Origin of the sequence: Pedobacter arcticus A12 (genome assembly GCF_000302595.1) — a bacterium.
Classification (GTDB): domain Bacteria; phylum Bacteroidota; class Bacteroidia; order Sphingobacteriales; family Sphingobacteriaceae; genus Pseudopedobacter; species Pseudopedobacter arcticus.
The window spans coordinates 1-25,457 of sequence record NZ_JH947128.1 but is presented as its reverse complement, the minus strand read 5'-3'; the positions used below and the strand labels follow the sequence as shown (position 1 = coordinate 25,457).

At 37.1% G+C, this 25,457-nt stretch carries 22 protein-coding genes; 9 read left to right on the top strand and 13 right to left on the bottom strand.

Annotation, left to right across the window (positions count from 1 at the left end):
• Positions 1–90 precede the first annotated feature (90 nt).
• The 3 genes from B176_RS19800 to B176_RS19795 all read right to left on the bottom strand — a co-directional run bounded on the left by B176_RS19800 (position 91) and on the right by B176_RS19795 (position 2,587).
• Positions 91–975 carry a MerR family transcriptional regulator gene (locus tag B176_RS19800; protein WP_017259871.1) on the bottom strand — a complete coding sequence of 295 codons (885 nt, stop codon included), beginning with the start codon at positions 973–975 and terminating at the stop codon, positions 91–93.
• 87 nt (positions 976–1,062) lie between these two features.
• Positions 1,063–2,361, bottom strand: coding sequence for a DASH family cryptochrome (locus tag B176_RS0116145; protein WP_017259870.1), 1,299 nt, complete (start codon positions 2,359–2,361; stop codon positions 1,063–1,065).
• Positions 2,362–2,404: 43 nt separating this feature from the next.
• On the bottom strand, positions 2,405–2,587 hold the full coding sequence (locus B176_RS19795) for a DUF2256 domain-containing protein (RefSeq protein WP_017259869.1): 183 nt from the start codon (positions 2,585–2,587) through the stop codon (positions 2,405–2,407).
• Positions 2,588–2,707: 120 nt separating this feature from the next.
• Between B176_RS19795 and hflX the strand changes: the two genes are divergently transcribed.
• Both hflX and rbfA read left to right on the top strand, forming a co-directional pair.
• Positions 2,708–3,910 (top strand): GTPase HflX, encoded by a 1,203-nt coding sequence (gene hflX / locus B176_RS0116135; protein ID WP_017259868.1) that lies wholly within the window; start codon positions 2,708–2,710, stop codon positions 3,908–3,910.
• Between the two features lie 85 nt (positions 3,911–3,995).
• Positions 3,996–4,364: a 30S ribosome-binding factor RbfA gene (gene rbfA, locus B176_RS0116130; protein ID WP_017259867.1), complete on the top strand. Its 369-nt coding sequence runs from the start codon at positions 3,996–3,998 to the stop codon at positions 4,362–4,364.
• Between the two features lie 37 nt (positions 4,365–4,401).
• Here the strand turns inward: rbfA and B176_RS21060 are convergent, their stop codons facing one another.
• On the bottom strand, positions 4,402–4,554 hold the full coding sequence (locus B176_RS21060; RefSeq protein ID WP_154648020.1) for a hypothetical protein: 153 nt from the start codon (positions 4,552–4,554) through the stop codon (positions 4,402–4,404).
• A 164-nt stretch (positions 4,555–4,718) separates the two neighbouring features.
• Between B176_RS21060 and aspS the strand changes: the two genes are divergently transcribed.
• Complete coding sequence (aspS, locus tag B176_RS0116125; protein WP_017259866.1) at positions 4,719–6,488, top strand: aspartate--tRNA ligase; 1,770 nt, start codon at positions 4,719–4,721, stop codon at positions 6,486–6,488.
• A gap of 47 nt (positions 6,489–6,535) precedes the next feature.
• Here aspS and B176_RS0116120 read toward each other — a convergent pair whose 3' ends face one another.
• The 3 genes from B176_RS0116120 to B176_RS0116110 form a co-directional block, all read right to left on the bottom strand.
• Positions 6,536–6,916, bottom strand: a complete 381-nt coding sequence (locus B176_RS0116120) for a hypothetical protein (protein ID WP_017259865.1) — start codon at positions 6,914–6,916, stop codon at positions 6,536–6,538.
• Between the two features lie 77 nt (positions 6,917–6,993).
• Positions 6,994–7,317, bottom strand: a complete 324-nt coding sequence (locus B176_RS0116115) for a heavy metal-binding domain-containing protein (protein WP_017259864.1) — start codon at positions 7,315–7,317, stop codon at positions 6,994–6,996.
• A 192-nt stretch (positions 7,318–7,509) separates the two neighbouring features.
• Positions 7,510–8,646 (bottom strand): T9SS type A sorting domain-containing protein, encoded by a 1,137-nt coding sequence (locus B176_RS0116110; RefSeq protein ID WP_017259863.1) that lies wholly within the window; start codon positions 8,644–8,646, stop codon positions 7,510–7,512.
• Positions 8,647–8,833: 187 nt separating this feature from the next.
• On the opposite strand from B176_RS0116110, the gene B176_RS0116105 reads away from it, so the two are divergent.
• The 3 genes from B176_RS0116105 to B176_RS0116090 all read left to right on the top strand — a co-directional run bounded on the left by B176_RS0116105 (position 8,834) and on the right by B176_RS0116090 (position 10,448).
• Positions 8,834–9,310, top strand: coding sequence for a nucleoside deaminase (locus B176_RS0116105; RefSeq protein WP_017259862.1), 477 nt, complete (start codon positions 8,834–8,836; stop codon positions 9,308–9,310).
• A gap of 74 nt (positions 9,311–9,384) precedes the next feature.
• On the top strand, positions 9,385–9,990 hold the full coding sequence (locus B176_RS0116100; RefSeq protein WP_017259861.1) for a superoxide dismutase: 606 nt from the start codon (positions 9,385–9,387) through the stop codon (positions 9,988–9,990).
• A gap of 272 nt (positions 9,991–10,262) precedes the next feature.
• The gene (locus B176_RS0116090) at positions 10,263–10,448 is read left to right on the top strand and encodes a hypothetical protein (protein ID WP_017259859.1); all 186 of its coding nucleotides are present in this window, start codon (positions 10,263–10,265) and stop codon (positions 10,446–10,448) included.
• A 90-nt stretch (positions 10,449–10,538) separates the two neighbouring features.
• On the opposite strand, the gene B176_RS0116085 is transcribed toward B176_RS0116090, so the two are convergent.
• On the bottom strand, positions 10,539–11,105 hold the full coding sequence (locus B176_RS0116085) for a C40 family peptidase (protein WP_017259858.1): 567 nt from the start codon (positions 11,103–11,105) through the stop codon (positions 10,539–10,541).
• 407 nt (positions 11,106–11,512) lie between these two features.
• On the opposite strand from B176_RS0116085, the gene pdhA reads away from it, so the two are divergent.
• The 3 genes from pdhA (at position 11,513) to B176_RS0116070 (ending at position 14,777) form a co-directional block, all read left to right on the top strand.
• Entirely contained in the window at positions 11,513–12,508 is a 996-nt protein-coding gene (gene pdhA / locus B176_RS0116080) for a pyruvate dehydrogenase (acetyl-transferring) E1 component subunit alpha (protein WP_017259857.1), read from the top strand.
• 36 nt (positions 12,509–12,544) lie between these two features.
• On the top strand, positions 12,545–14,218 hold the full coding sequence (locus tag B176_RS0116075; protein WP_017259856.1) for a pyruvate dehydrogenase complex dihydrolipoamide acetyltransferase: 1,674 nt from the start codon (positions 12,545–12,547) through the stop codon (positions 14,216–14,218).
• Between the two features lie 121 nt (positions 14,219–14,339).
• Positions 14,340–14,777 carry a hypothetical protein gene (locus B176_RS0116070; protein ID WP_017259855.1) on the top strand — a complete coding sequence of 146 codons (438 nt, stop codon included), beginning with the start codon at positions 14,340–14,342 and terminating at the stop codon, positions 14,775–14,777.
• 217 nt (positions 14,778–14,994) lie between these two features.
• On the opposite strand, the gene B176_RS0116065 is transcribed toward B176_RS0116070, so the two are convergent.
• From B176_RS0116065 to dnaK, 5 genes are all read right to left on the bottom strand, one after another.
• The gene (locus B176_RS0116065; protein ID WP_017259854.1) at positions 14,995–16,701 is read right to left on the bottom strand and encodes an amino acid permease; all 1,707 of its coding nucleotides are present in this window, start codon (positions 16,699–16,701) and stop codon (positions 14,995–14,997) included.
• An 80-nt stretch (positions 16,702–16,781) separates the two neighbouring features.
• Positions 16,782–18,824, bottom strand: a complete 2,043-nt coding sequence (locus B176_RS0116060) for an LTA synthase family protein (protein WP_017259853.1) — start codon at positions 18,822–18,824, stop codon at positions 16,782–16,784.
• Between the two features lie 73 nt (positions 18,825–18,897).
• Complete coding sequence (locus B176_RS0116055) at positions 18,898–20,427, bottom strand: SulP family inorganic anion transporter (protein WP_017259852.1); 1,530 nt, start codon at positions 20,425–20,427, stop codon at positions 18,898–18,900.
• A gap of 143 nt (positions 20,428–20,570) precedes the next feature.
• Positions 20,571–21,578, bottom strand: a complete 1,008-nt coding sequence (locus B176_RS0116050) for an LLM class flavin-dependent oxidoreductase (RefSeq protein WP_017259851.1) — start codon at positions 21,576–21,578, stop codon at positions 20,571–20,573.
• A gap of 358 nt (positions 21,579–21,936) precedes the next feature.
• Positions 21,937–23,847: a molecular chaperone DnaK gene (dnaK, locus tag B176_RS0116045; RefSeq protein ID WP_017259850.1), complete on the bottom strand. Its 1,911-nt coding sequence runs from the start codon at positions 23,845–23,847 to the stop codon at positions 21,937–21,939.
• Between the last annotated feature and the right edge of the window lie 1,610 nt (positions 23,848–25,457).

The window sequence follows — 25,457 nt, the reverse complement described above, 5'->3', positions numbered from 1 at the left end:
GCAAAAGTAAATAAATAGCTTCGTAAAGCACTAATATAATACCATTAAAATAAGCCTTAAAATTGGCTATTCATAACAAACCGAAGGTTTTTACAAATTATCGCTTAAGAACGTTGTAAAAGAAGTGATACTTTTAATAAGCAGGAGAAGATCTGTGTTTTGGTAGTTGAGATTTGCAACAAGATTTCCAGTTATAATTAGCTTAACGTTAGGAGTGGCCTTTTTTAAGTTTTCTAAGGTGTTTTCAACATTAACGTTAGAAAGCGCAGTTGTTAAAACGGTAAATGCAAAATCCGGTTCGTAATAACTGATCACTTGTGCCAATGTTTCAAACGGTAAGTTTTGACCGAGGTATAAGCAATGGTGACCATACTTTCGCAACAAAAATTGTGCGAAAAGCAAACCCAGTTCGTGTTGTTCTAAAGGAGGTAAAAATAATACAAACTTCTTGGCATCGGGTTTTGGATTTATTTTAATAGCGTAAGTTGCCTCAATAATTTTCTGCGCTATTTTATGGGTGGCAAAGTGTTCATGTGCAGGATTTATAGTTCCAACCTGCCACATTTCGCCAACTTTACATAAAAAAGGAAACAGAATCTCGGTCATGGTTTCCTCTAGTCCAAGCTTAATGATACAGTCGTCTAAAACCTCCTCGAATTCACGCTCGTCCATTTTAATCATAGCGTTGCAAAGCGCCTGAGATTGCGACGAAACATTTTGGATATCGCCTTGTAGATTTTTCACGGTATCCACAATTTCATCAGTATTCATTTTAGAAATTTTACTGATTTTGTAACCGTTTTCGTTTAATGTTGCAATATTTAAAAAGAGGCACAAATCGTTATCATCATAATAACGGATATTGGTATTGGTTCTTTTAGGGCGAAAAAGATCATAACGCTGTTCCCAAATCCTAATGGTATGGGCTTTAATTCCGGTTAAACCTTCAATATCACTAATGGAAAAATGTTTCAAAAGTCTTTGCTATTTTATGTTTTATGCTTTGTTAACAAAGATAGGGAGGCGTTTGTTTTTTAAAAAAAGCGATTTATTTTAACCGTATTACTTCAGCCAAAAATCAACATACTCTCCCTTGGGGTCGTATTCGCTAGCCTGTTTTTCAATATTAAAATACCTGTTGTCTCGTGGGTCATTTCCAACACCTGCAATGTAGGCCCAGTTTCCCCAATTGCTTGCAGGACTGTAATCAATCAGCTTTTCTTCAAAATATGCAGCACCCCAAGTCCAGTTCACTTTTAAATCATTCACTAAGTACGATGCCACGTTTTGGCGTCCGCGGTTGCTCATGAAGCCAGTAAGATTCAACTCTTTCATATTAGCATCAACAAAAGGGATTCCCGTTTTTGCATTTTTCCAATTCTCAAAAAGCAAGATTTGGTTGTCTGCATATTCTTGAGACTTACCTTTGAAACCTTCCTCAACAAAATAACTGGTGCCATGTTTTTTAAACATAAACCGAAAATAGTCTCGCCAGAGCAATTCAAAAATCAACCAATAGGTAGAGTCGTTTGCGCCACGTTCTTTTTCGTATTGTTTTACCTCCCAATAAATAGCCCGCGGGGATAAGCAACCTGCAGCCAACCAAGGAGAAAACTTAGAACTATAATCAGCACCTAATAAACCGTTTCTGGTTTTTTTATAGGTTTTAAGTGAATCAGTATCCCATAAATAATGCTTTAATCTTTTTAAGCCTTCAGTTTCGCCGCCTTTAAAGTTTAAAACCTGTCTGTTGTCTACTGTTGAATGAACTAAACCTAGGTCATCCAGTGTAGGGATGTTACTTTGTTCAAGATTTTTTGGGACATTAATTTGTGTAGGCGTATCAAAAGATGGCCGTATCTCGGCTTCGCGTTCTACCTTTTTACGGAATTTTGTAAACACGTCCGGGATGTCTTTGATTGGGAAAGGCAAGTCTTCTTTATGGTGCATGGTATGACCAATAAAATGCTTTAGATTGAGTTGCATTTTCCAAAGTGTATCTTCTACGTCAGAAGAGATAGCAGTTTCTTCTGATGCTACTTCGCGATGGTGATAAACTTCGTCAACATTATACTTTTTGCATATTTCTGGTAATATTTCGCCAGGTAAGCCTTTTACAATTAATAAATCGCCACCTAATTGCTGTAAAGAGCTTTTTAAATCGGCAAGACTTTCCAATAGAAATTGCGCCCTAAAATTTCCGGTTTTTTGTGTTCCAAAACTGGTTTGGGTAAAATAGCGAGGGTCTAAACAATAAACAGGGACTATGGTTGATGCTTTTTGCGTGGCTTCCCATAAGATCTCATTATCGTGGATTCGCAAATCATTTCTAAACCATACAAGTATTGTTTTTCCGCTCATTCTCTACAAAAATTAACAAAAAGGGTGTTTTATGCAATATTGCTTAATATTTAATGTTTTGGCAATGCTTACTGCAATATTTTACGTCATTCCAACAATTTTTCCATTTTTTGCGCCAGCCAAATGCTTTTTTACAGCTCAGGCATATTTTTGTAGGTAAGTTATTTTTAGCAATTGGTTTCCCATTTTTGTTTTGCACTGTAATAAGATGTTTTTGTTGTTTCATAACTTAACAAGTTGGGCAATAAAATGTTTGTGATTTTGTGTTGGCTTACTTGTTTATATTGCGATAGTTTATCCAACAATTGGCAAGCATATTGTATCTTTGCCAATAGAAAGGGAATAAATGCCAAAAAAGAAATTTTACGATACAGAAGCTAAAGCCGAACGGGTGGTTTTAGTGGGTTTAATAACTGCTAACCAAACAGAGGAGCAAGAGAAAGAATACTTGGACGAGCTTGCTTTTTTAGTAGAAACAGCTGGTGGTGTTACCGAAAAACGGTTTACACAGAAAATGTTGCGTCCAGAAAGAGCAACCTTTGTAGGTACCGGAAAGCTAGAAGAAATTCGTGATTATGTTAAAGCTGAGGAGATAGACATTGTTGTTTTTGACGATGAGCTTTCGCCGATGCAATTGCGGAATATTGAGAAGGAGTTAAATGTTAAGGTGCTTGATAGAAGCAATCTGATTTTAGATATTTTTGCAAGTAGAGCACAATCTGCACAAGCTAAAACACAGGTAGAATTAGCGCAATTACAATATTTATTGCCTCGCTTAACGCGGATGTGGACACACTTAGAACGCCAAAAAGGTGGTATTGGAATGCGTGGGCCAGGGGAAACGCAAATTGAAAGTGATAGGCGGATGATTAAGGAAAAGATTTCTGTACTTAAGGAAAGGTTATCACTAATTGACAGGCAAAACGAAACCCAACGTAAAAACCGTAAAGAACTGGTTAGGGCAGCTTTGGTTGGCTATACCAACGTGGGCAAGTCTACCATTATGAATATGCTTTCGAAGTCAGATGTTTTTGCCGAAAATAAACTGTTCGCAACATTAGACACAACCGTTAGAAAAGTCGTTCTGGATAATGTGCCTTTTTTACTTTCGGATACGGTAGGGTTTATCAGAAAACTGCCTCACCATTTGGTAGAGTGTTTTAAATCTACTTTAGATGAAGTACGCGAGGCTGATATTTTAATTCACGTGGTAGATATATCTCACCCAAGTTTTGAAGATCAGATCCGTACAGTAAACGAAACTTTAAAAGAGTTAGGTGCTATTGATAAGGAAATGATTACTGTTTTCAATAAAATAGATAACTACCACGAGGCGGAAGCTGGACAAGATTGGGAGGTTGAAAATGAAGAAAAACCTAAAATGACTTTGGCAGATTTTAAAAACAGTTGGATGGCTAAACATAACAGCCCCGCCATATTTATATCAGCTACAGAAAAGGAGAACGTAGAAGAATTACGCAACCGTATTTACGAAAGTGTAAAAACCGTAAACCAGAAGATTTATCCTTTTAATAATTTTTTATATTAAAGAAAGTGAAAAGTAGAAAGTTTAAAATTGCCAGTAAGCAGATTAAACTTTCTACTTTTAACTTTCTACTTTTAACTTCAAAAAAATGGAATCAAAAAGACAGCAGAAATTTGCGAGAGTGATACAGAAAGATTTGGGAGAGATTTTTCAACGGGAAGGAAATACCTTTTTACCTAACGTGATGATTACTGTTACCAAAGTGAGAGCAACGCCAGATTTAGGAGTAGTAAGGGTTTTTCTAAGCTTTTTTAATGCAGAGGATACCGATACAGCTATCAGAACCATCAGAGAAAAAACTGCTGAGATTAGATATACCCTTGGGAAGCGTATTAAGGATCAAGTTAAGAGTGTTCCGCAACTTGATTTTTTTGTAGATGATACCAACGAATATGTTGAGCGTATGGACAAGGTTTTTAGTGGAATTCAAAAAAGTGAAGATTCATCTGAAGAGTGATTTTTGAACGGTGAGTGCTGGTTTGGCCCATCGACTATTAATTTACCTTTAACCTGAATTTTATCCGAGTGGTGATTTTGATCCGCAAACCCAAAAACCTTTTTAGTTCAATTTTCAGTTGATGACGGATATGGAAGGTCTGCCTGTCTAAAACACCAGATGCTAATCTGGTGTTTAATTTATAATTCATTCAAAGAAAGCAATTTTTCATTAAAATTTTGTCCGTTTAGTTCTGCAAGTAGATGAACTGGTTTTATCTCGTAAATCCACTGATGACTAATTCAAATAAAAATATATTTACCTTATATTCGCAGATTATTACAAAACGTAATATTTATTACAAAAAGCAACATCATGCACAGAACACATACTTGCGGTGAATTAACCATCGAAAATCTAGGTCAGGAAGTTATATTGAGCGGTTGGGTACAAAAATCAAGAGATTTAGGTGGAACCACATTTATTGATGTAAGAGACCGTTACGGCTTAACCCAATTGGTAGTTAATACCGATGACGAAGCTACGCTACGCTCAAAAGTAAAAGATTTAGGTCGCGAGTTTGTGATTAAAGTAAAAGGAACTGTTCTTGAACGCTCGAACAAAAACCCAAAAATTTCAACCGGAGAAATAGAAATTAAAGTTGCTGATCTGGAGATTTTAAACGTTGCGAAATTACCTCCGTTTATGATTGAGGATGAAACCGACGGGGGAGAAGAGTTGCGTATGAAATATCGCTATTTGGATTTGCGCCGTAATCCTGTTCGTAATAATTTAATTCTTCGTCATAAAATGGCGCAAGAAATCCGTAAATATTTAGATGCTCAGGGCTTTTTAGAAGTTGAAACTCCGGTTTTAATCAAATCAACGCCAGAAGGTGCAAGAGATTTTGTAGTGCCTAGCCGTATGAATCCGGGTGAGTTTTATGCTTTACCACAATCGCCACAAACCTTTAAACAATTATTAATGGTTTCCGGTTTCGACCGTTACTTTCAGATTGTAAAATGTTTTAGAGATGAAGATTTAAGAGCGGATCGCCAGCCAGAGTTTACGCAGATAGATTGTGAAATGGCTTTCATTGAGCAAGAAGATATTTTGAATTTGTTCGAAGGTTTAACTCGTCACATGTTTAAAAATGTGAAAGGGTTAGAGTTTGAAGATTTTCCTCGAATGGATTATGCTGATGCGATGCGTTTCTACGGTTCTGATAAGCCAGATATCCGTTTTGAAATGAAGTTTGTAAGCCTCACCCCAGTCCTCTCCGAAGGAGAGGGAGACCTAGTGCGTGGGTTTGGGTTCCCAGTTTTTGATAACGCAGAACTGGTTGTTGGTATCAATGCAAAAGGTGCTGCATCATATACCCGTAAGCAATTGGATGAACTTACAGATTTTGTAAAACGTCCGCAAATTGGTGCAACAGGTTTAATTTATATGCGCCATAACGAAGATGGCACTTTAAAATCTTCAGTAGATAAATTCTACAACGAGGAACAATTGCAAAAATGGTCGGTAGCTTTTAATACCGAGCCAGGTGATTTAGTTTTAATTATGGCTGGTGGAACTGATAAAGCCCGCAAGCAATTGAACGAGCTTCGTTTGGAAATGGGTAACCGCTTAGGCTTACGCGATAAAAATAAATTTGCACCGCTTTGGGTTATAGACTTTCCGTTGTTGGAGTGGGATGAGGAAAGTGAGCGTTACCATGCAATGCACCACCCATTTACATCACCAAAGCCAGAAGATATCGCGATGTTGGATAGCAACCCAGGCGAAGTAAGGGCAAATGCCTACGATTTGGTAATCAACGGAACAGAAATAGGTGGCGGCTCCATACGTATCCACGATAGAGAATTACAGTCTATCATGTTCAAACACTTAGGTTTTACGCCAGAAGAAGCACAGAAACAATTCGGGTTTTTATTAGAAGCTTTTGAATATGGTGCACCTCCTCATGGTGGTATTGCTTTCGGTTTTGATAGATTGGTTTCTATTTTTGCCGGTCTGGATTCTATTCGTGATGTAATTGCTTTTCCTAAGAATAACTCTGGCAGAGATGTGATGATTGATTCTCCATCAACAATCGATGATAAGCAGAAGAAGGAATTGAGTATAGAAACTACGGTTTAAAAAAGAGAGAGATTTTGAAATAAAATCTCTCTCTTTTTATTAAGTTTTTATTCAGCGATAAATGTAACGGTAAGAGATTTCATTGCATATTGATCAACTATGTCACCGGTTACATTATGACTTAAGGTTTTAGAAACTTGAAGGAAAACATCTAAATCAGGTCTTGATGATTTTAGTGTTAACGTCTGCTTTTCTCCTTTTGGATATTCAACTTCTAAAATGTGACTGCCGCTTGTTATATTTTTGACGGTTTCTATGTTTGTTCCCGATAATTCTAAAATTGGTGGGGTAGTCCCCGTTAAATAAATACCAGTGCTTGCAAAAATGTACATTTTTACAGTTTCTTTAATTGCTATGTCTGGTTTATCGTCTTTTTCACAGCCCAGTAAAAATAGTAAAGGTAAAAGGAATAACAGTCTCGGTTTCATAGGTTTGATTTTCTAAAAACAAATTTGAAAATATTTTTTGAAATAAATTAATAAAATTCGAGATAGTCTTTTACAATTTAATTCTCAATAATAACCGCAGTGCCACTTGCCGATACCATCAACATACTGCCAGCACTTCCCATTGTCTCATAATCTAAGTCCACTCCTAAAATAGCGTTGGCGCCTAATCTCGCTGCATAATCTTGCATTTCTGCCATGGCAATGTTTTTTGCTTCACGCAAACCCTCTTCATAACTTCCTGCTCGGCCACCCACGATATCTCGCACACTTGCAAAAAAATCTTTGATAAAGTTGGCGCCAATAATAGCTTCGCCAGAAACGATTCCTAAGTATTTAACTACTTTTTTTCCTTCAATGTTATTTGTTGTTGTTACAATCATGGTCTTTGTTTTTTGGTATTTAGAGCTAGAAATTCATCAATAGTTACAGGCGAATTAAGTTCATTTTGAATAACAGTCAATGTACTTTAACGGTTTTTCAGTTAGGATTTCTTAACTGATTTAATATTGCTCCACAAAAAAAGCCTGATTGTCACAGATAAAATCAGGCTTTATGTTCGGATTATTTAAATTTTAAAGTATTGAGATTTTCTTGACAATCCTTGAAGTTTCTCCTTTCAATTCTACGATATATGTTCCTGGAGCTAAATTTCGTAAATCAAATTTTATGTTATTAAGCATAGGGCTAACTACAAAATCCTGAATTGTTTTACCGTTTAAATCTAATAAAGTTGCATTGTTAAATAGGCCAGCCTTAAATTGTACAATGGTATAATCTTTTGTGGGGTTAGGGTAAACGCTAACTTGCGTATCGAAAATGGCACTTACGCTTTTTATGCCTAAGCTTTGCACTGTTCCATCGTAATCTTCCTGTAATAATTCATAGTAATTTAAGCTATTAGATGCATTTGAATGGTTAAAACTGTATTTGTTTGCATTAGCTCCTTTGCTATTTGTAGTGATTATGGTTTCAAAGTTCTTTCCATCCAAAGAGTGTTTAAGAATAAACTGTTTGTTATTCAGCTCTGATGAGGTATTCCAGTTTAGCAATACTCCACTGCTATTTTCTCTTTTTGCTTCAAAATTTAGAATACTAACTGGAAGTGTAACATTCGTGGTAACGCTGATCTTGTTTATTGATGGATAGCGATTGTTAGAGGAGAAAGTCATTCTTACTTCATCAATGTTGTTTATAGGAGTTGCTGAAAAAGAGACATTAACTGGAGCAGACACACCTTGAGATATTTCGGTGTTAGATTGAAATGTTGTTGTTACAGTTTTAACGCCATTCAAATAGCCATCAACTGTAACTATTGCGCCATCGGTAAAACCCCAATCATACCAGATAAAACTATTAAGGTTAAAGATTTTGTTGTCTTTTGATTTTATAGCCATTCCTTTTGAACCTGCTGAACTGTCAAAATCTTCAGTAATAGCATTGTATGTTGGGGCCGATGACGATAAATCAGTATTGTTATACCATTTTATTTTACTTACCAGTTTTGTTCCTGAGTTATCGGTAATGTTGTAAACTTGTAAAGTAATCCCGGCAATATCACTAGATCCGCCGTCTCCATCTTCTGCAACACCGTCGTCCCACTTTATTGCTTCATTGTTGCCGAAATTTAAAACAGTTGTGGTTTGTGCAAAAGTAACTGTATAAGAAGTAATTAAAACAGCAAACAAGAGTTTAGATAATTTTGTAATCATATTATTTTAATTTTTTATAATGAGATTTACGTGAAGGAACTCAGAAAGTTTCAAAAAAGATAGATTTTGACAAATGATAATAAAAAGCTATCAGTAGCCTTGCAAATGTCAAGTATCAATGTTTATGTAACAAAAATCTACCTAAGGCTTAACACAAGTCTTATATTTGCAATCCAATCCAAAAAATATGAAGTACTATTCCTTCACAAACGAGCCAACTATCCCCGAAGATGAATTCTTTATGAAAGAAGCTTTAAAAGAAGCCAACTTAGCATCGGATGCAGATGAAATCCCGGTAGGCGCAGTTTTGGTTTGCAAAGGACGGATCATTGGTAAAGGACACAACTTAACCCAACAACTCAACGATGTAACGGCACATGCGGAAATGCAGGCTTTTACGGCCGCTTCAAATTTTTTAGGAGGAAAGTATTTAACCGACTGTACACTATATGTTACGCTTGAGCCCTGTGTAATGTGCGCAGGTGCGGCTTATTGGACACAGATTTCTAGGATTGTTTTTGGAGCTCATGATCCGCAAAGAGGATTCTCTCGATTGTCACAAAATATTTTACATCCTAAAACTCAATATGTTGGCGGAGTTTTTGAGACAGAATGTAGTGAGCTCGTTAAAACCTTCTTTCTCAAAAAAAGAAACAAATCTTAACATTAATCTGAATATCTTTAAAATTCAGGTGCTTATATTTATCATTATTATTAACAACCCTAAAAACTATTATTATGGCTTTTGAATTACCTGCGTTACCGTACGCATCAGACGCATTAGAACCAAACATTGATAAAGCAACAATGGAAATCCACCATGGAAAACACCATGCTGCTTACGTAACCAACCTTAACAAAGCTTTAGAAGGTAAAGATGATTCTTCTTCTATCGAAGATATCTGTAAAAATATTTCTAAATACCCAGCAGCAGTTAGAAACAATGGTGGTGGTCATTTTAACCATTCATTATTTTGGACAGTAATGGCGCCAAACGCAGGTGGAAAACCAAGTGGCGAATTAGCATCAGCTATTGATGCAGTTTTTGGTTCTTTCGAAGATTTTAAAACTGCTTTTTCACAAGCAGGAGCAACTCGTTTTGGATCTGGCTGGGCATGGTTAATTGTAGGCGCTGATGGTAAATTAGCAGTTACTTCTACGCCAAACCAAGATAATCCTTTGATGGATATTGCAGAAGTGCAAGGAACACCAATCTTAGGGGTTGATGTTTGGGAGCATGCTTACTATTTGAATTACCAAAACAGACGTCCAGATTACCTGACAGCTTTTTTCAATACCATTAATTGGGAAGAAGTAGCAAAGCGTTTTGCGACTGCAAAATAGTTTGGCATCATTTTGAAGACTAATTGAAACGGGGAGAAATTCATCTTCCCGTTTTTTTGTGTTCAAAATGAAAAAGTTTATACTACCCATATTTTTCCTACTTGTTTTATCATTAAGTAGTTGCGCCGCAATAGAAGGTGTTTTTAAAGCTGGTTATTACGTAGGGATATTTGTTGTTGTATTTATTCTGTTTGTTGTCGGTTTCATTTGGGCCAAGGTAAAAAAGTAAAATTAAGTATTTTTAATTGTACCCTAATTTTTAGATAAATAACATGAACTTAAAAAGAACTTTTGGCGCCATATTAACCATACTTGGGATAATAGGTTTAATTTACACAGCCGTATCTTTTGTACAACATAGCGGAGATACCAGAACTGTAATTGTTTTAGGTGTTTTAGGAGTAATCTTTTTCTTTACCGGCATTAGCTTGGTGAGAACAACAAAAGATGAATCATAAAAAAAATCCCGCTTTTGGGAGTGGGATTTCAAAATGTGTTATGGCAATTCTTATGCGTTAAGCCTTTAGCTTTCTATTTTATGATTGCTATTAGTCGTTATTCAGTTGGTTTTTTAGGCTTTCTAAAACTCGGCCACCTTTATAAAAATAGCGTTGCCAATAGGGCTCTTCTAAATTACTAATCATTACGCCACGGCTAGACGATGCATGAGCAAACTTTTTGTCGCCAATATAAACGCCTACATGGCTAATTGATTTGCTGTGTATTTTAAAAAAAACTAGATCTCCTTCTTTTAAATCAACCTTGTTAATAGGATTAACCATGCTAAAGATGTTTCTAGAGTTTGTTCCTATAATAGTATTGAACGTTTTGTTGTACAATTCAAATGCAAAACCAGAGCAATCAATTCCTTTTTTAGTATCACCGCCTAAACGATAAGGTGTGCCTAACCAGTCGTAAATAAACTGGTACATCTTTGTATTGCTGGTTGCGGAAACAGCCACGCCCATCACCTGCGAGAAAAATTGACTCGCCAGATTATCGGGATCAGAAACTTCTGTTTTTTGGGTTGTTGATGAAGATGCGACTTTAGTATTTTGAGCTTTTAGGTTTAAAAATGCACTAACTAAAAGGGTAAAAATTAAAACTTTCTTCATTGTTTGACTACGTTTTGGGCTATAGGTCAATTATAAACGGCTAAAGCAACTGTTTATTTTATTAAGCTACAAAAGTAAGGTTAATTTTCTTCTACGCAAGTAATAGGCAAAAGGTTTTAACTCTTTTTAACAATATCAACGGTATGGCATCTGAGAGGTGTGCTGGCAGGTTGTTTAATTATAGGTAATTTTTTGATTGAATTTTATTTGCGCTAACGATGGAAGTGACATCCTTTTTGGTTTTTTTAGACCAAAAAGATATAACGTACAGCGTGTTTAAGCGCCCAAATCCTTACCAATCATAAAACAACAGCAACACATCTTAATTTAATATCAATTAAAAGAGGTAACAGGTTTTATTTTTGCCAAGTTATTGATAGATTTGCTTTCCATAATCAAATGTACAAATGAGTTCAATTGCAATTACAAAAGAGACGTATCTGTATTGGTATGAGTTAATGCTTCTACTTAGAAGATTTGAGGAAAAAGCAGGTCAGTTATATGGTCAGCAAAAGATTAGAGGTTTTTGTCACCTATATATTGGTCAAGAGGCTGTAATAGCAGGTGCAATGTCCACGATTAAAAAGGGTGATAGTATGATTACTACTTATCGTGACCATGCACACCCGATCGCATTAGGAATGTCTCCGAACTTAGCTATGGCCGAACTTTACGGTAAAGCAACGGGTTGTTCAAAAGGAAAAGGTGGTTCAATGCACTTTTTTAGTAAAGAACATCATTTTTATGGCGGTCATGGAATCGTTGGAGGTCAAATTCCAGTAGGTGCAGGTATTGCTTTCGCTGAAAAGTACAAAGGTACAGACAACGTGAATATTTGTTACATGGGTGATGGTGCCGTACGTCAAGGTGCGTTAAACGAAACCTTCAACATGGCAATGCTTTGGAAGTTACCAGTAATTTTTGTTGTTGAAAACAATGGATATGCTATGGGAACTTCAGTTGCTCGTACTGCAAATACCACTGATATTTATAAATTAGGTTTAGGATACGAAATGCCTTGTATGCCGGTTGATGGAATGGATCCAGTTGCTGTACATAACGCAATGGACGAAGCTATCCAACGAGCTAGAAAAGACGAAGGTCCAACTTTCTTAGAAATAAGAACTTATAGATATAAAGGACACTCTATGTCCGATCCTCAGAAATACCGTACCAAAGAAGAGGTTGAAGAATATAAAGCAAAAGACCCTATCGAGGTAGTTAAAACTCAAATTGAGAAAGAGAAATGGGCTGATCAAGAGTGGTTTGATCAAATTGCTGCAAAAGTAAAAGCACAGATAGAAGAGGCTGTTAAATTTGCAGAAGAATCTCCGTTTCCAGATCCATCTGAACTATATACAGATGTGTATGCAGAACCAAACTATCCTTTCATCAAAGATTAATTTTAATTTTTAAAGACAAATTTATTCAAACATACAATGGCTGAAGCGATAAAAATGCCCAAAATGAGTGACACCATGACTGAAGGTGTTTTAGCAAAGTGGCATAAAAAAGTTGGTGATTCAATAAAAGCAGGAGATGTTGTTGCTGAAATTGAAACCGACAAAGCGACTATGGATTTCGAATCTTTTCAAGAAGGTACGCTCCTTTATATAGGTGTTGAAGAAGGGAAAGCTGTGCCAGTTGATGGTTTGATTGCAATTATTGGCGAAAAAGGTGAAGATTATTCTGCAGCTTTAGCAGGTGCGAGTCCAAGTGCTGCTAAAGAAGATACGAAGGAAGAAGAAAAAGCACCAGAGGCAGAAACTTCGAAAGAAGAGGCTTCAGCTACCGTTGTTGATACTGCTAATATCGAAGCAAATATTATTAGAATGCCTGCCCTTAGTGATACCATGACAGAAGGTGTTATTAATAAGTGGAACTTTAAAGTTGGCGATAAAATAAAAGCAGACGATAGCCTTGCTGATGTTGAAACTGACAAAGCAACCATGGAAGTGGTAGGTTATGAAGAAGGAACTTTATTATATTTAGCTTGTAAAGAAGGTGAGGCTGTGCCAGTAAATGGTATTATTGCCATTGTTGGTAAAGAAGGTACAGATATTACTCCATTGTTGAATGGTGATAAACCACAAGCTAAAAAAGAAGAAAGTAAAGTAGAAGAAAAAGCTCCAGCAACGCCAGACGCAGTAGCATCTCCTGTTAAAGAAGAAGTAAAAGAAGTTTCTCCAGCGTCATCTGATGATAGTAGAGTAAAAGCTTCTCCGTTAGCTAAGAAATTAGCGGAAGATAAAGGCATCAACTTAAATGATGTTAAAGGAAGTGCAGAAGGCGGACGGATTGTAAAGAAAGATGTTGAAGATTATACACCATCAGCAATACAAGAGTCAGCACAAGCGGCACCAGCAAGTTCAGATGCTTCTGTAGCTAAGTCAGCGGCTCCAGCACCTGTTATTCCTCAATATGTTGGCGAAGAACGTTTTACTGAGAAACCAGTTTCTCAGATGCGTAAAGCAATTAGCCGTAGTTTATCAGAAAGCTTATTTACAGCACCGCATTTCTACTTAAACATTACTGTTGATATGGAAGGCGCTATGGCTGCCCGTACGCAAATCAATACGGTTGCTCCAGTTAAGGTTTCTTTCAATGATATCGTAATTAAAGCGGTTGCAATTGCTTTAAAGCAACATCCTGCGGTTAACTCATCGTTCAGAGGAGATAAAATCCGTTTTAACGAGCATACAAATATTGGAGTTGCAATGGCTATTGAAGATGGTTTATTGGTGCCAGTTATTCGTTTTGCAGATGGAAAAAGCTTATCGCACATTTCTGCGGAAGTAAAAGACTTCGCTCAAAAAGCGAAAGCTAAAAAACTGCAACCTAAAGATTGGGAAGGTTCAACTTTCACAGTGTCTAACTTAGGAATGTTTGGTATTGATGATTTTACATCCATCATTAATACACCAGACGGTGCTATTTTATCTGTTGGTGCAATTCAACAAGTGCCCGTTGTTAAAAATGGAGCAGTTGTTCCAGGAAACATCATGAGATTGAGTTTAGGTTGCGACCATAGAGTTATTGATGGTGCGACAGGAGCTAAATTTTTACAAACGTTAAAAGCATTATTAGAAGCGCCAATTACATTATTGGCATAAGTTTTTTTTTAAATAGTTATTGAAACCTCGCCGTTTACGGCGAGGTTTTTCTGCTAGAGGGGATTTTCTTATAGTTTTTATTCAAATAAAATGTTTTCTTTGAATCTTATAACCTATGATTATGAAAACTAAAATTCTAAGTGTGTTGATGTTTTTTGCACTTGCTTTTTTAAGTTGTAAAAAGGATAATGATAAAGTTAATTTCCTAACTTCAAAAACTTGGAAACTAGCTTTGGTCGATAAAAACACATCAACTAACCCACTAACGAATCCTGCTGGAAGAGTGGTGTATTACGCAATTCAAGATTTTGAAAAAGATGATACCTTTAAGTTTGGTGCGGATGGGAAACTTACTATAAATAGAGGAGCGTTAAAGTCGAGCGCTGACCAACAGCAAACTGAGATTCAGAATTACAGCTTTAACAGTACTACTCAAGAATTGACCATAAACACAGGAAAATATACGTTGGCGGAACAAAGTGAAAAGCAACTGAAATACTATGTGCCGATTGCTGCGAATGGAATGAGTCCGCAATATTTGATTTACATTTTTGAGTAAATCCGATAACTTCAATGCGAAGTAAAAATAGCTAGTAGTTCAAGAAGCTACTTGATAAGATGGAATATTCTTTGGGCGCTTATCTTTGTGAACTCCCCGTCCTCAGTGGTTAAAAACACTTATCTAAATTAGCACATAGTTTTAAACCCATCGTTCAACTTACCACCTAATCGATATAGCTATCTCAGTATTGCACAGTAAATGGGTTAAATAGACTTTACTTCTCGTCCGTATTCAACTTACTATTCTTGTAGCTATAGCCAAAATAAACCACCATACCAATTGCCAACCAGATTAAAAAGCGCAACCAATTGGTATAGCCCAATTCAGTCATTAAATAACCGCAGCTTAATAAGCCCAGTACAGGAATCAGCGATAAGCTTTTGGTAAATGATAAAACGCTTATCACTAAAGCTAAAATCAGATAAAGATAAAGTGGAAGCTTTTCTCTAATAACTAACCATCCGTCGCTAAAATCGAAATGGTTTAAAATGTCATCGTAAAAGAAAGAAATACCTAAAATGAATAATATTGGTACAATAAACTTTCCATTGATGTAAGGCATTTTAAAGCGTTTTCTATTCGTGTTTATATCGGTATCTGGTGGTAAAAGTAAAACCCCTCCACAAACCAAAACAAAAGCAAATAAAGTTCCAATGCTGGTTAGGTCGGTTACTTCGGTTAAATTCATAAACAAAGCTGGAATTGCTACCACAAAACCAGTAACAATTGTTGCAAATCCCGGAGTTTTAAACTTAGGATGAATTCTTGAAAAAGCTTTTGGCAATAACCCATCTCTACTCATGCTCATCCAAATACGGGGTTGCCCCATCTGAAAAATCAGCAGTACGCTGGCTGTTGCAATAACTGCACTTATAGAAATTATATAGCTTATTTTAGTTAAGCCTACGCGTTCAAAAACAAAAGCTAGCGGGTCGGCTACAGCCAATTCACTAAAATTAACCATCCCTGTTAACACTAAGGCAACTAAAATATAAAGTACAGTGCAAATAATTAGGGAATAAATCATTCCTCGGGGTAAATCTCGCTGAGGGTTTTTACATTCTTCGGCGGTTGTAGAAATTGCATCGAAACCTATGTAAGCAAAGAAAACACCCGAAACTCCTTTCATCATTCCGCTAAAACCGTTGGGTAAAAACGGATGCCAGTTAGCTGGTGTTACGTAAAAGAAGCCGATAACAATAACTGCTAAAACTACGGTGATCTTTAAAATTACCATGGCATTCGTTGCTTTTTTAGTTTCCTTAATGCCCACATAAACCAAAGCAGTAATTATAAAAACAATCAATAACGCAGGAAAATCTGCAATCAGGCGCAAGCCTCCGATTTGTGGAGCAGTTGCCCAGGCGCTAGCGGCAGTCTGCATACTATCGCTCATTTTAGAAAGATCGCCACCACTTGCTATTAGTGATTCGTTGGCTTTGTAAGCAGAAAAATAATCTAAAGTAAGATAAGGCGGTAAACTAATGTTGAATCCTTTAAGCAGATTCACAAAATAACCACTCCATGATATTGCCACGGCGATATTTCCGATAGCATATTCCATCAGCAAATCCCAACCGATAATCCAAGCAATTAATTCTCCGAAAGAGGCATAAGCATAAGTGTAAGCACTGCCGGCAACGGGAATTCTGGACGCAAATTCGGCATAACAAAGCGCTGAAAATCCGCAGGTAATTGCGGTAAGTACAAATAAAATACTTACGCCGGGACCACCGTTAAAAGAAGCTTCGCCAATGGTAGAAAAAATGCCTGCCCCAACTACGGCGGCAATTCCCATAAAAGTGAGGTCTTTTACCGTTAAAACTTTGCTTAAAGAACTGTGCTCTGCATCGCCGTAACCATCAGCACTATCTTTTAATATTTTACTGATAGATTTTTTTCTGAATAAATCTTTTTGCATCCTAAAATTTTAACAACTAACCTTACCAAAGTATAAATTATTTGATAAAAATATTGATTGACAATAAATATAAAAGCAATTTATTTTGAATACTGTCGGTTTTTATAGAGATAACTGGCCGTTTGGTAAAACGCGATTGCTTCTTCTTTGAGCTTTTCGTCTACCTTTTCTGGAATTTGGTCTTGGTTTGGCATCACTTTAAACTGCTCTACTTTTTTTTGTGGAGAAAGTACCAACAAATCTCCATTTTTGTAATAACCGAGCTTTTCGTAGGTACTCACAAATGCCCAAGGTGTTTTTGTTTTGTGGTTGAAAACATCTCTACCAAAAAACTTTGACTGATAGTTTAGCTTTAAAAGCCCCAAAATGGTTGGAACGATGTCGATTTGTGCGGTGAGCTCGTTAAAAATTTGAGGGTTCATTAAAGCCGGCGCATACATAATCATTGGAATGTGGTAGCTACTTACGGGCAATTCTGTTTTTCCGGCGCTGGATGCACAATGGTCTGCAACGATAATAAAAATGGTATTTTTAAACCAAGGTTTTGTACTTGCGTCTTTTATAAATTTACCAATGGCATAATCCGTGTATTTTACAGCTCCTTGGCGATTAGTTTTCGATGGAATATCAATTCTACCATCGGGATACGTGAAAGGTCGGTGGTTGGTAACCGTCATAATCTGACTAAAAAAAGGTTTTCCGTTTTTATAGTTTTTATCTAATGTATTTAACGATAAGTTGAAAAGGTCTTCATCGGCAACACCCCAAATATTCTCATAATGAATGTCTTTTTTGTTCTTGATATCGTCCCGATCTATAACATGATAGCCGTTGCCACTAAAAAAGGTTTTCATATTATCAAAATAACTGTACCCTCCGTAAATATATTGGGTTTGGTAGCCGTTTGCATTCAATACATTTCCTAAACTAAATAAATCGCTATTGTTGGGTCGTTTAACAATGGACTGGCCTGGAGTTGGCGGGATAGATAGCGACAAGGCCTCTAAACCTCGAACAGTTCTTGTACCGGAAGCATAGAGGTTAGTGAATAAAATTCCTTTTTTGGCAAGGCTGTCCATTTCGGGTGTAAGATTTTCTGTATTGCCGTAGCTACTTAAAAAGCTTGCGCTTAAGCTTTCCACGCTAATCAATACCACGTTATAAGGTTTAGTAATTGTTCCTTGGTTAACGTTCCTTATTAATTCTTTGTTATTTGGAATTGCGGTAGTGCCACTATCGCTCAATAACGTGTTTACTATTGTAAAAGCCTTTTTTTGATCTATTGTTGCATAAAATTTATTATAGTCCAACTCGTTGTTCCAAAACGCAGCACCAAAATCATAAATTCCATCACCGGCAAGTTCAACCGCATATTGGTTTTCGCTAAATTCTTTTCCTTTATTAGATACAAATAACCAAGATAGCATCGGTACAGCTAATAAAACCAATGCAACAGTAGTTCTTTTCGCAAAACGCATATCGCTTTTTAAAACCGAAGAAATGGTGCTTTTCAACAGATAAAATATGCCCAAACTAATGAGTAGTATTACGATGATGATGGGAATCACTGGATACGATTCCCAGATATTCCCGATTACTTCTGTAGTATAAACCAAGTAATCAACAGCTATAAAGTTATACCGAGTAGAAAATTCGTCCCAAAAAAACCATTCGGAAATGATGTTAAAAAGGAGCAGGAAGATAACAGGAATAAAAAAAGCATACAGAAAAAAGCGATGTCCATGCATTTTGAACCACTTATTGGGCATTAGCCAGATGTATAAAACCAGCGGAATGCAGAAATATGATGCCATTACCGTATCGTAAAAAAAACCAATACCAAAAACACCTAAAATGTTGGAGAAGCTCCAATCGAAACTACTCCCAGATTTTAATAACAAGGCTGTACGAGTGATTAAGGCTATACTTACGATGATTAAATAGAGTAAGAAAACAGAACCAAATCGTTTTGACAGGATTTTATTAAAGGAGTTGTCAGTTTGGTTATTTGGCGTAAACTGCATCGTTAGGGGTGGATTAGGAATCAAATCTACACCAAATTTGAGAAAAATGTAGTTTAGCTTAATTAATTCGATGTTAATTTCTGTTAAATTATTTGGCACACGGCTTTATATATATCACTAAAGGATATATATAAAGCTTATGGGTGTCAATTAAGCTGTTTTGTGAAGATGCTTATCGCAATACTTTGTAAGTTGGATCTTCTATAATGTTAATGTCAATAACGTCGCTTGCATTTTCTAACAACTGTAAGCAATCTGCGCTCAAATGCTTTAAATGCAACTTTTTACCAGTGTTTTTATAACGTTGGGTAAGCTTATTAAGGGCATCGATTCCCGACATATCTGCCACTTTACTTTCTTTAAAATCGATAATAACTTCATTTGGGTCGTTAATTGGGTCAAATTTATCAGTAAAATTAGCTACAGAAGCAAAAAACAAAGGTCCAAAAATCTCGTAATGCTTTACACCATTTTCATCGATGTATTTGCGGGCTCGAATGCGTTTAGCACTTTCCCAGGCAAAAACCAAAGCTGATATGATTACGCCGATTAAAACAGCTAATACTAAATTATGTAGCCAAATGGTAATTACGGCCACTAAAATCCCAACAAAGATATCTTGTTTGGGCATTTTGTTCACTATTCTAAAGCTGATCCACTCAAAAGTACCTACCGCAACCATAATCATTACTCCTGTTAAAGCAGCCATTGGAACTAATCCAATCACGGGTGCACCAAATAAAATGATTGCTAAAATAGTGAGAGATGCTACAATTCCAGAAAGTCGAGCTCTTGCGCCCGCGGAAAGATTGACCAAGGTTTGAGCAATCATTGGACAGCCACCCATCCCTGTAAAAAAGCCATTTAAAATATTTGCAGTTCCCTGCGCTAAGCATTCTCTGTTACTGTTTCCGCGAGTAGCGGTCATTTCATCTACTAAATTTAGAGTCAACAGGCCTTCTGTTAAACCCACGCCTGCCATCACAAATGCATAGGGTGCAATAATTTCTAATGTTTGGAAGTTAAATGGGATGTTTGGGATATGGAAAGGAGGGAATCCACCACTAATTGAAGCAATATCGCTCACCGTTTTAGTGTCAATACCGAAACCCCAAACAATTAGAAAAACTACAATAATAGCTACTAAAGATGGAGGAACGGCTTTAGTGATTTTCGGAAAAACGAATACAATAGCAATTGTTAGCGCAACCAAGCCAGCCATAATAAGTAATGGCGCACCCGTTAGCCAAACTTCATTTCCGTTAACCACTGTTTTAAATTGCTCAAACTGGGCCATAAAAATAATAACAGCCAATCCGTTTACAAAGCCATACATCACTGGTTGTGGTACCAACCTGATAAATTTACCTAGTTTAAAAACACCGACTAAAATTTGAACAACGCCTGCCAACGCCACTGCTGCAAAAACGTATTCAATTCCTTGGGTTTGCATAAGTGCTATTAAAACCACTACTGTTGCCCCAGCACCACCAGAAATCAAACCTGGCCGGCCACCTAAAATTGAGGTAACCAATCCCATAATAAAGGCGGCGTATAATCCCGTTAAGGGTGGAAAACCAGCTAAAATGGCGAATGATAAAGATTCGGGCATCATCGTCATTGCAACGGTAATGCCCGCAAGAATCTCAACTTTATAGTCAATTTTGCTTTTAAAGTCGAATAGATTTAATAGGGCTTTCATTGATGAGCTGTTTTCAGAATATCTAATTTTATGCTTTAACAGCGTGTTTTAAATAGCTACATGCTATTCTCAGATATGCCACGAAGATAAATAAAAGATGTTTTCTGACAACTTATCTGCTAAAATAACGTAATAAACAGGGTTTAAGATAAGCCAAATGTGCTGGCTAAAAGCCTGTAAGAATCGAGTCTATCGGCTTTGCTTTCCGTAAACGTAGAAATAATAACTTCATCCGTATCAAAGTCCTCACAAATTTTCTCTATCTGCTGTTTCATCTGTGTAGGTGTGCCTACGGCCATTCTCTGGCGGTTATGCAACACCCTTTGCCATTCTTGTGCATCGTATTCTTCGTCTTTGATATCTTCGTAAGAGTAGATTTTGTTGAAATCGCCTCGCTCAAAACTCATTAAACGATAATCCATTAACGCTTGCACTCTTTTAACTTTCTCTTCATCCTCACTACAAAAGCCAAAAATTCCAACACTTGTTTGGGGCTCATGAAGTTCTGCAGAAGGCTGGAATTGCGCTTTGTAATTTTTAATCGCGACAGCACCGCCCACTGGGTTAATGAACTGCGCAAAAGACATGGCCATTCCAAAATGAGCAGCGATTAAAGCACTTTCGCCACTTGAGGTTAAAATCCATAAATTTGGAATAGTATTAATGATAGGAATTGCTTGCACTTTTGCTTCGCTGATACCTTCTAAAGGTTCATCGTTAAAAAGATGTTGTAAATCTCTTAGTTGCTGAATATAATCTTTGGGGCTAAATTGGTTTGAAGGGTTTAATAGATGAGCCGTCATTCTATCAGTGCCTGGCGCCCTACCCATTCCCAAGTCAATTCGGTTGGGATATAAACCTTCTAATACTCTAAAGTTTTCGGCAACCCTTAAAGTACTGTGATTAGGCATCATCATACCGCCAGAACCCAAACGAATGTTTTTTGTTTCGGTACCCAAGCGGGCTATCATTATTTCTGGTGAACCCGTTGCCAACGTTTGTGAATTATGGTGTTCGCTCAGCCAATAACGGGTATAGCCTAATTCGTCGGCAAGCTTCGCTAATTCAATGGTTTCTTGCAAAGATTCTGAAGCATTGCTCCCTTTACGAATCGGTGTTTGATCCAAAACACTCAGCTTAATTTTTTTCATGTTACAAAGATATTTGATTTTCGTTGTAAGCTTTACGGTGGCAATAGCTTCTGACGGTCAAATGACTACAAAATTAGGAGTGTGAAGTTACCGTGACAAATGAATTTGGCAAGAAATTTTTCGTCACGTGGAGGAATTAGAAGTCTCACAAGCAAGGTAGTTATATACTACCAATTTTGTGATTTTCATTTGGTAATAGAAGTCTGTCTTTATGACTCTGTCAAAACAGGGGTCTCTCTTTTCGAGGATCCTGCGTTTAATTAAACCGAAAAATCCCGTTCTAAATTAATAGAACGGGATTTAATATCACTCGAAAGTTTTCAGCCTTAAGCCTTCCGCTTTAAGCTTCTCAAAAAGATTACTTCTTCTCTTCGTCTTTTACTTCCTCAAAGTCAACATCCGTAACATCATCCGCTGCGTTTCCAGCTTCAGCAGTATCCCCTTGTGGAGCTCCCGCAGCACCGCCTTCAGTTGCTTTGTACATGTCTTCAGATGCTGTAGCCCAAGCTGCATTTAATTTTTCAGAAGCTACATCAATAGCAGCAAAATCCTTAGCAGCATAAGCATCTTTCAAAGATTTTAAAGACTCTTCAATTGGCGCTTTCTTATCAGCTGGAATTTTATCACCATACTCTTTAATCTGCTTCTCCGTAGAGAAAATCAAAGCATCAGCAGTGTTAACTTTGTCAGCTTCTTCTTTCGCTACTTTATCAGACTCAGCATTTGCTTCTGCTTCTGCTTTCATCTTTTGAATTTCTTCGTCAGATAAACCAGATGAAGCTTCAATTCTAATTTTTTGCTCTTTACCAGTAGCTTTATCCTTTGCACCAACATGTAAAATACCGTTAGCATCAATATCAAAAGTTACTTCAATTTGAGGTACACCACGTGGTGCAGGTGGAATACCGTCTAAGTGGAGACGTCCAATTGTACGGTTATCCTTCGCCATTGGGCGCTCACCTTGTAAAATATGAATCTCTACAGAAGGCTGACTGTCAGATGCAGTAGAGAAAGTTTCAGATTTTTTAGATGGAATAGTTGTGTTAGACTCAATTAATTTAGTCATTACACCACCCATTGTTTCAATGCCTAAAGAAAGTGGAGTAACATCTAATAATAAAACGTCTTTCACCTCTCCAGTTAAAACACCACCTTGAATTGCAGCACCAATAGCAACAACCTCATCTGGGTTAACACCTTTTGATGGCGCTTTTCCGAAGAATTTCTCAACCGCTTCCTGTATCGCAGGAATACGAGTAGAACCACCAACTAAAATAATTTCGTCGATATCAGAAGTACTCATTCCTGCATTCTTCAAAGCAGACTTACATGGAGCGATAGTTCTCTTAATTAAATCAGAAGCTAAAGATTCAAACTTAGCTTTAGATAAAGAACGCACTAAGTGCTTAGGTCCGCTTGCATCAGCAGTAATATAAGGTAAGTTAATCTCAGTACTAACAGCGCTAGACAATTCAATCTTAGCTTTTTCTGCAGCCTCTTTCAAACGTTGCAATGCCATTGGGTCCTTTACTAAATCCATTCCGTTTTCCGTCTTGAATTCGTCAGCTAACCAATCAATAATTACTTGGTCAAAGTCGTCACCACCTAAATGCGTGTCACCTTCAGTAGATTTTACTTCAAAAACGCCGTCACCTAATTCAAGGATCGAAACGTCATGCGTACCACCGCCACAGTCAAACACAACAATTTTCATGTCTTTGTGAGCCTTGTCTAAACCATAAGCAAGCGCAGCAGCAGTCGGCTCGTTAATGATTCTACGTACTTTTAAACCAGCAATTTCACCAGCTTCTTTCGTAGCCTGACGTTGTGCATCGTTAAAATAAGCAGGAACAGTAATGACAGCTTCAGTAACTTCAGTACCTAAGAAATCCTCAGCAGTTTTCTTCATTTTCTGAAGAATCATTGCAGAAATTTCTTGTGGCGTATATTTACGGTCATCAATTTCTACTCTCGGCGTATTGTTATCACCTTTAACAACTTTATAAGGTACTCTCGTAAGTTCTTTAGATACCTCATCAAAGCTGTTTCCCATGAAACGCTTGATTGAATAAATGGTCTTGGTTGGGTTAGTAATTGCCTGGCGTTTCGCAGGATCACCAACTTTACGCTCCCCACCTTCTACAAATGCAACTATTGATGGCGTAGTACGTTTTCCTTCGCTATTAGAAATAACAACAGGCTCGTTACCTTCCATTACAGATACACATGAGTTGGTAGTTCCCAAGTCGATTCCGATAATTTTTGACATGATTTATATGATTTTTATTATTAACAAAATTATAACTGAAACCTATTTAACAAGCCTTGTGCCAATACCAAACTGGCAGTTATATGTTAGTAGTGGCAGTTTTTAGTCACTTATCTCGTCAGTTTTTGGTGAATATCAAGCGACACTTTGTCAGATTTGCGATGTGAATTACCCGTAAGATTTGATGCAAACACCAAATTCTACCAAGTATATTATATAATATATGAACAGCAACATGTTAAGGTATTATTGCTAACAAGACACCGAGTGGAGTGAGCATCGGATCATATTCAGAAAAACAGCGTTCTAGGTTTCATAGCGGGCTGCAGTCGCGCTGTCCATTCATACTGCACCTCGCCGCACAATTCCACAACACAGCGTTAGCCACACCCAAAAGACAGGTCCATCCCTCAGGCGGGTATCCATTTCCATCCCGTTTATTGAACATCATTCCACCCAATGATCCCCGGTTTCAAAAATGCTTATCTTATGTATACGAAGTAGTCCTATATATAATGGTTGCATGTTTCCTGTAATAATATTCAAAGCAGTTTTCAAAGGAAGCTGGATTTCGGTTAAACTCATTAAAACAATTAAAGTTTCCTAAAATAATACGGTTGGTGGTTTTGCTTTCCATACCTATTCAAAGCTACATCTTCATGTTTATGATATAAGCAATAAATTTAATAATGTAGTAATGCAAGTTTTGGGTCTTCTCCTATTAAGCCCAAGTACTAAGCTTGTTTTTACCCTTTTCGGTTGCGGAAATGATGAAGAAGTCAAAGTAATCCTTTGTAGCAATCGGTGCAGGTGGGAGTTTATTCAATCTATTGTTGTTTTTATAGACTTTCATATGTCCACTCCTTTCAGGATTAGGTGCTTTTTTCCGAAAAACTGCCTGCCATTGTCGGTCGGAGGGTAGAAAAGGCTGTGCGAGAACGCTGATATCGCCGATTTGAACAGCGAGAAGCAATATCTTGCCTGAGATAAGACCCAAAACCCACCTTATGTAAAAGCAAATCCAGTATTCAGCATGTTTCTAGATTATAATCACCTTTATATATAACTAGGCAAGATTATTTGAATAGTCTCAATTATTAATTTAAAGCTCTTTCAATATCATCGGGCTTCAGCCCGATGATAAAATTCATTCAGATATTTGGCTTCAGCCTAATCTTTATAGATTCTGATTCCTCCAGTCCAACAAGTTTCCATCCAACACTTTGCCAAAATATGTTTAGCAGGCAGACCGTTCGGTCCAGCTAGAAATCTTTTATATATTAAAACTAGATATCCAGGATATATTGCCAGACCTAAAACCACATATCCTTTTCTCAGATCCATTCCGCTTTCACCCGCCAGGAGCTTTAGCTCCGTGCAACTGAACCGTTAGCAATCGGCTGATGGCGTAATGAGGGATTTATTAAGCTAACCCATGTACCGTACGTTTCAATCCGTTCATATGTATCAGAGATAGATTTCAGAATACCTTCTGCACTGTACCAGCAAAACATTTCCATCAGACAATCAGTCCCTTACGGAAAAAAGCAAAAAATAATTAAAATAAACCCGTTCATCTCTTGCGGGATAAATAAAAAAGCCACACCTTT

What these genes read in the sequence shown, in the direction of transcription:
- B176_RS0116055 (WP_017259852.1), bottom strand. Translation starts at nt 20,427, where the DNA reads ATGAAAGCCCTATTAAATCTATTCGACTTTAAAAGCAAAATTGACTAT.
- hflX (WP_017259868.1), top strand. Translation starts at nt 2,708, where the DNA reads ATGCCAAAAAAGAAATTTTACGATACAGAAGCTAAAGCCGAACGGGTG.
- B176_RS0116105 (WP_017259862.1), top strand. Translation starts at nt 8,834, where the DNA reads ATGAAGTACTATTCCTTCACAAACGAGCCAACTATCCCCGAAGATGAA.
- pdhA (WP_017259857.1), top strand. Translation starts at nt 11,513, where the DNA reads ATGAGTTCAATTGCAATTACAAAAGAGACGTATCTGTATTGGTATGAG.
- B176_RS0116070 (WP_017259855.1), top strand. Translation starts at nt 14,340, where the DNA reads ATGAAAACTAAAATTCTAAGTGTGTTGATGTTTTTTGCACTTGCTTTT.
- B176_RS0116115 (WP_017259864.1), bottom strand. Translation starts at nt 7,317, where the DNA reads ATGATTGTAACAACAACAAATAACATTGAAGGAAAAAAAGTAGTTAAA.
- B176_RS21060 (WP_154648020.1), bottom strand. Translation starts at nt 4,554, where the DNA reads ATGAATTATAAATTAAACACCAGATTAGCATCTGGTGTTTTAGACAGG.
- aspS (WP_017259866.1), top strand. Translation starts at nt 4,719, where the DNA reads ATGCACAGAACACATACTTGCGGTGAATTAACCATCGAAAATCTAGGT.
- B176_RS0116110 (WP_017259863.1), bottom strand. Translation starts at nt 8,646, where the DNA reads ATGATTACAAAATTATCTAAACTCTTGTTTGCTGTTTTAATTACTTCT.
- dnaK (WP_017259850.1), bottom strand. Translation starts at nt 23,847, where the DNA reads ATGTCAAAAATTATCGGAATCGACTTGGGAACTACCAACTCATGTGTA.
- B176_RS0116050 (WP_017259851.1), bottom strand. Translation starts at nt 21,578, where the DNA reads ATGAAAAAAATTAAGCTGAGTGTTTTGGATCAAACACCGATTCGTAAA.
- B176_RS19795 (WP_017259869.1), bottom strand. Translation starts at nt 2,587, where the DNA reads ATGAAACAACAAAAACATCTTATTACAGTGCAAAACAAAAATGGGAAA.
- B176_RS0116085 (WP_017259858.1), bottom strand. Translation starts at nt 11,105, where the DNA reads ATGAAGAAAGTTTTAATTTTTACCCTTTTAGTTAGTGCATTTTTAAAC.
- B176_RS0116100 (WP_017259861.1), top strand. Translation starts at nt 9,385, where the DNA reads ATGGCTTTTGAATTACCTGCGTTACCGTACGCATCAGACGCATTAGAA.
- B176_RS0116065 (WP_017259854.1), bottom strand. Translation starts at nt 16,701, where the DNA reads ATGCAAAAAGATTTATTCAGAAAAAAATCTATCAGTAAAATATTAAAA.
- rbfA (WP_017259867.1), top strand. Translation starts at nt 3,996, where the DNA reads ATGGAATCAAAAAGACAGCAGAAATTTGCGAGAGTGATACAGAAAGAT.
- B176_RS0116090 (WP_017259859.1), top strand. Translation starts at nt 10,263, where the DNA reads ATGAACTTAAAAAGAACTTTTGGCGCCATATTAACCATACTTGGGATA.
- B176_RS0116075 (WP_017259856.1), top strand. Translation starts at nt 12,545, where the DNA reads ATGGCTGAAGCGATAAAAATGCCCAAAATGAGTGACACCATGACTGAA.
- B176_RS0116145 (WP_017259870.1), bottom strand. Translation starts at nt 2,361, where the DNA reads ATGAGCGGAAAAACAATACTTGTATGGTTTAGAAATGATTTGCGAATC.
- B176_RS0116120 (WP_017259865.1), bottom strand. Translation starts at nt 6,916, where the DNA reads ATGAAACCGAGACTGTTATTCCTTTTACCTTTACTATTTTTACTGGGC.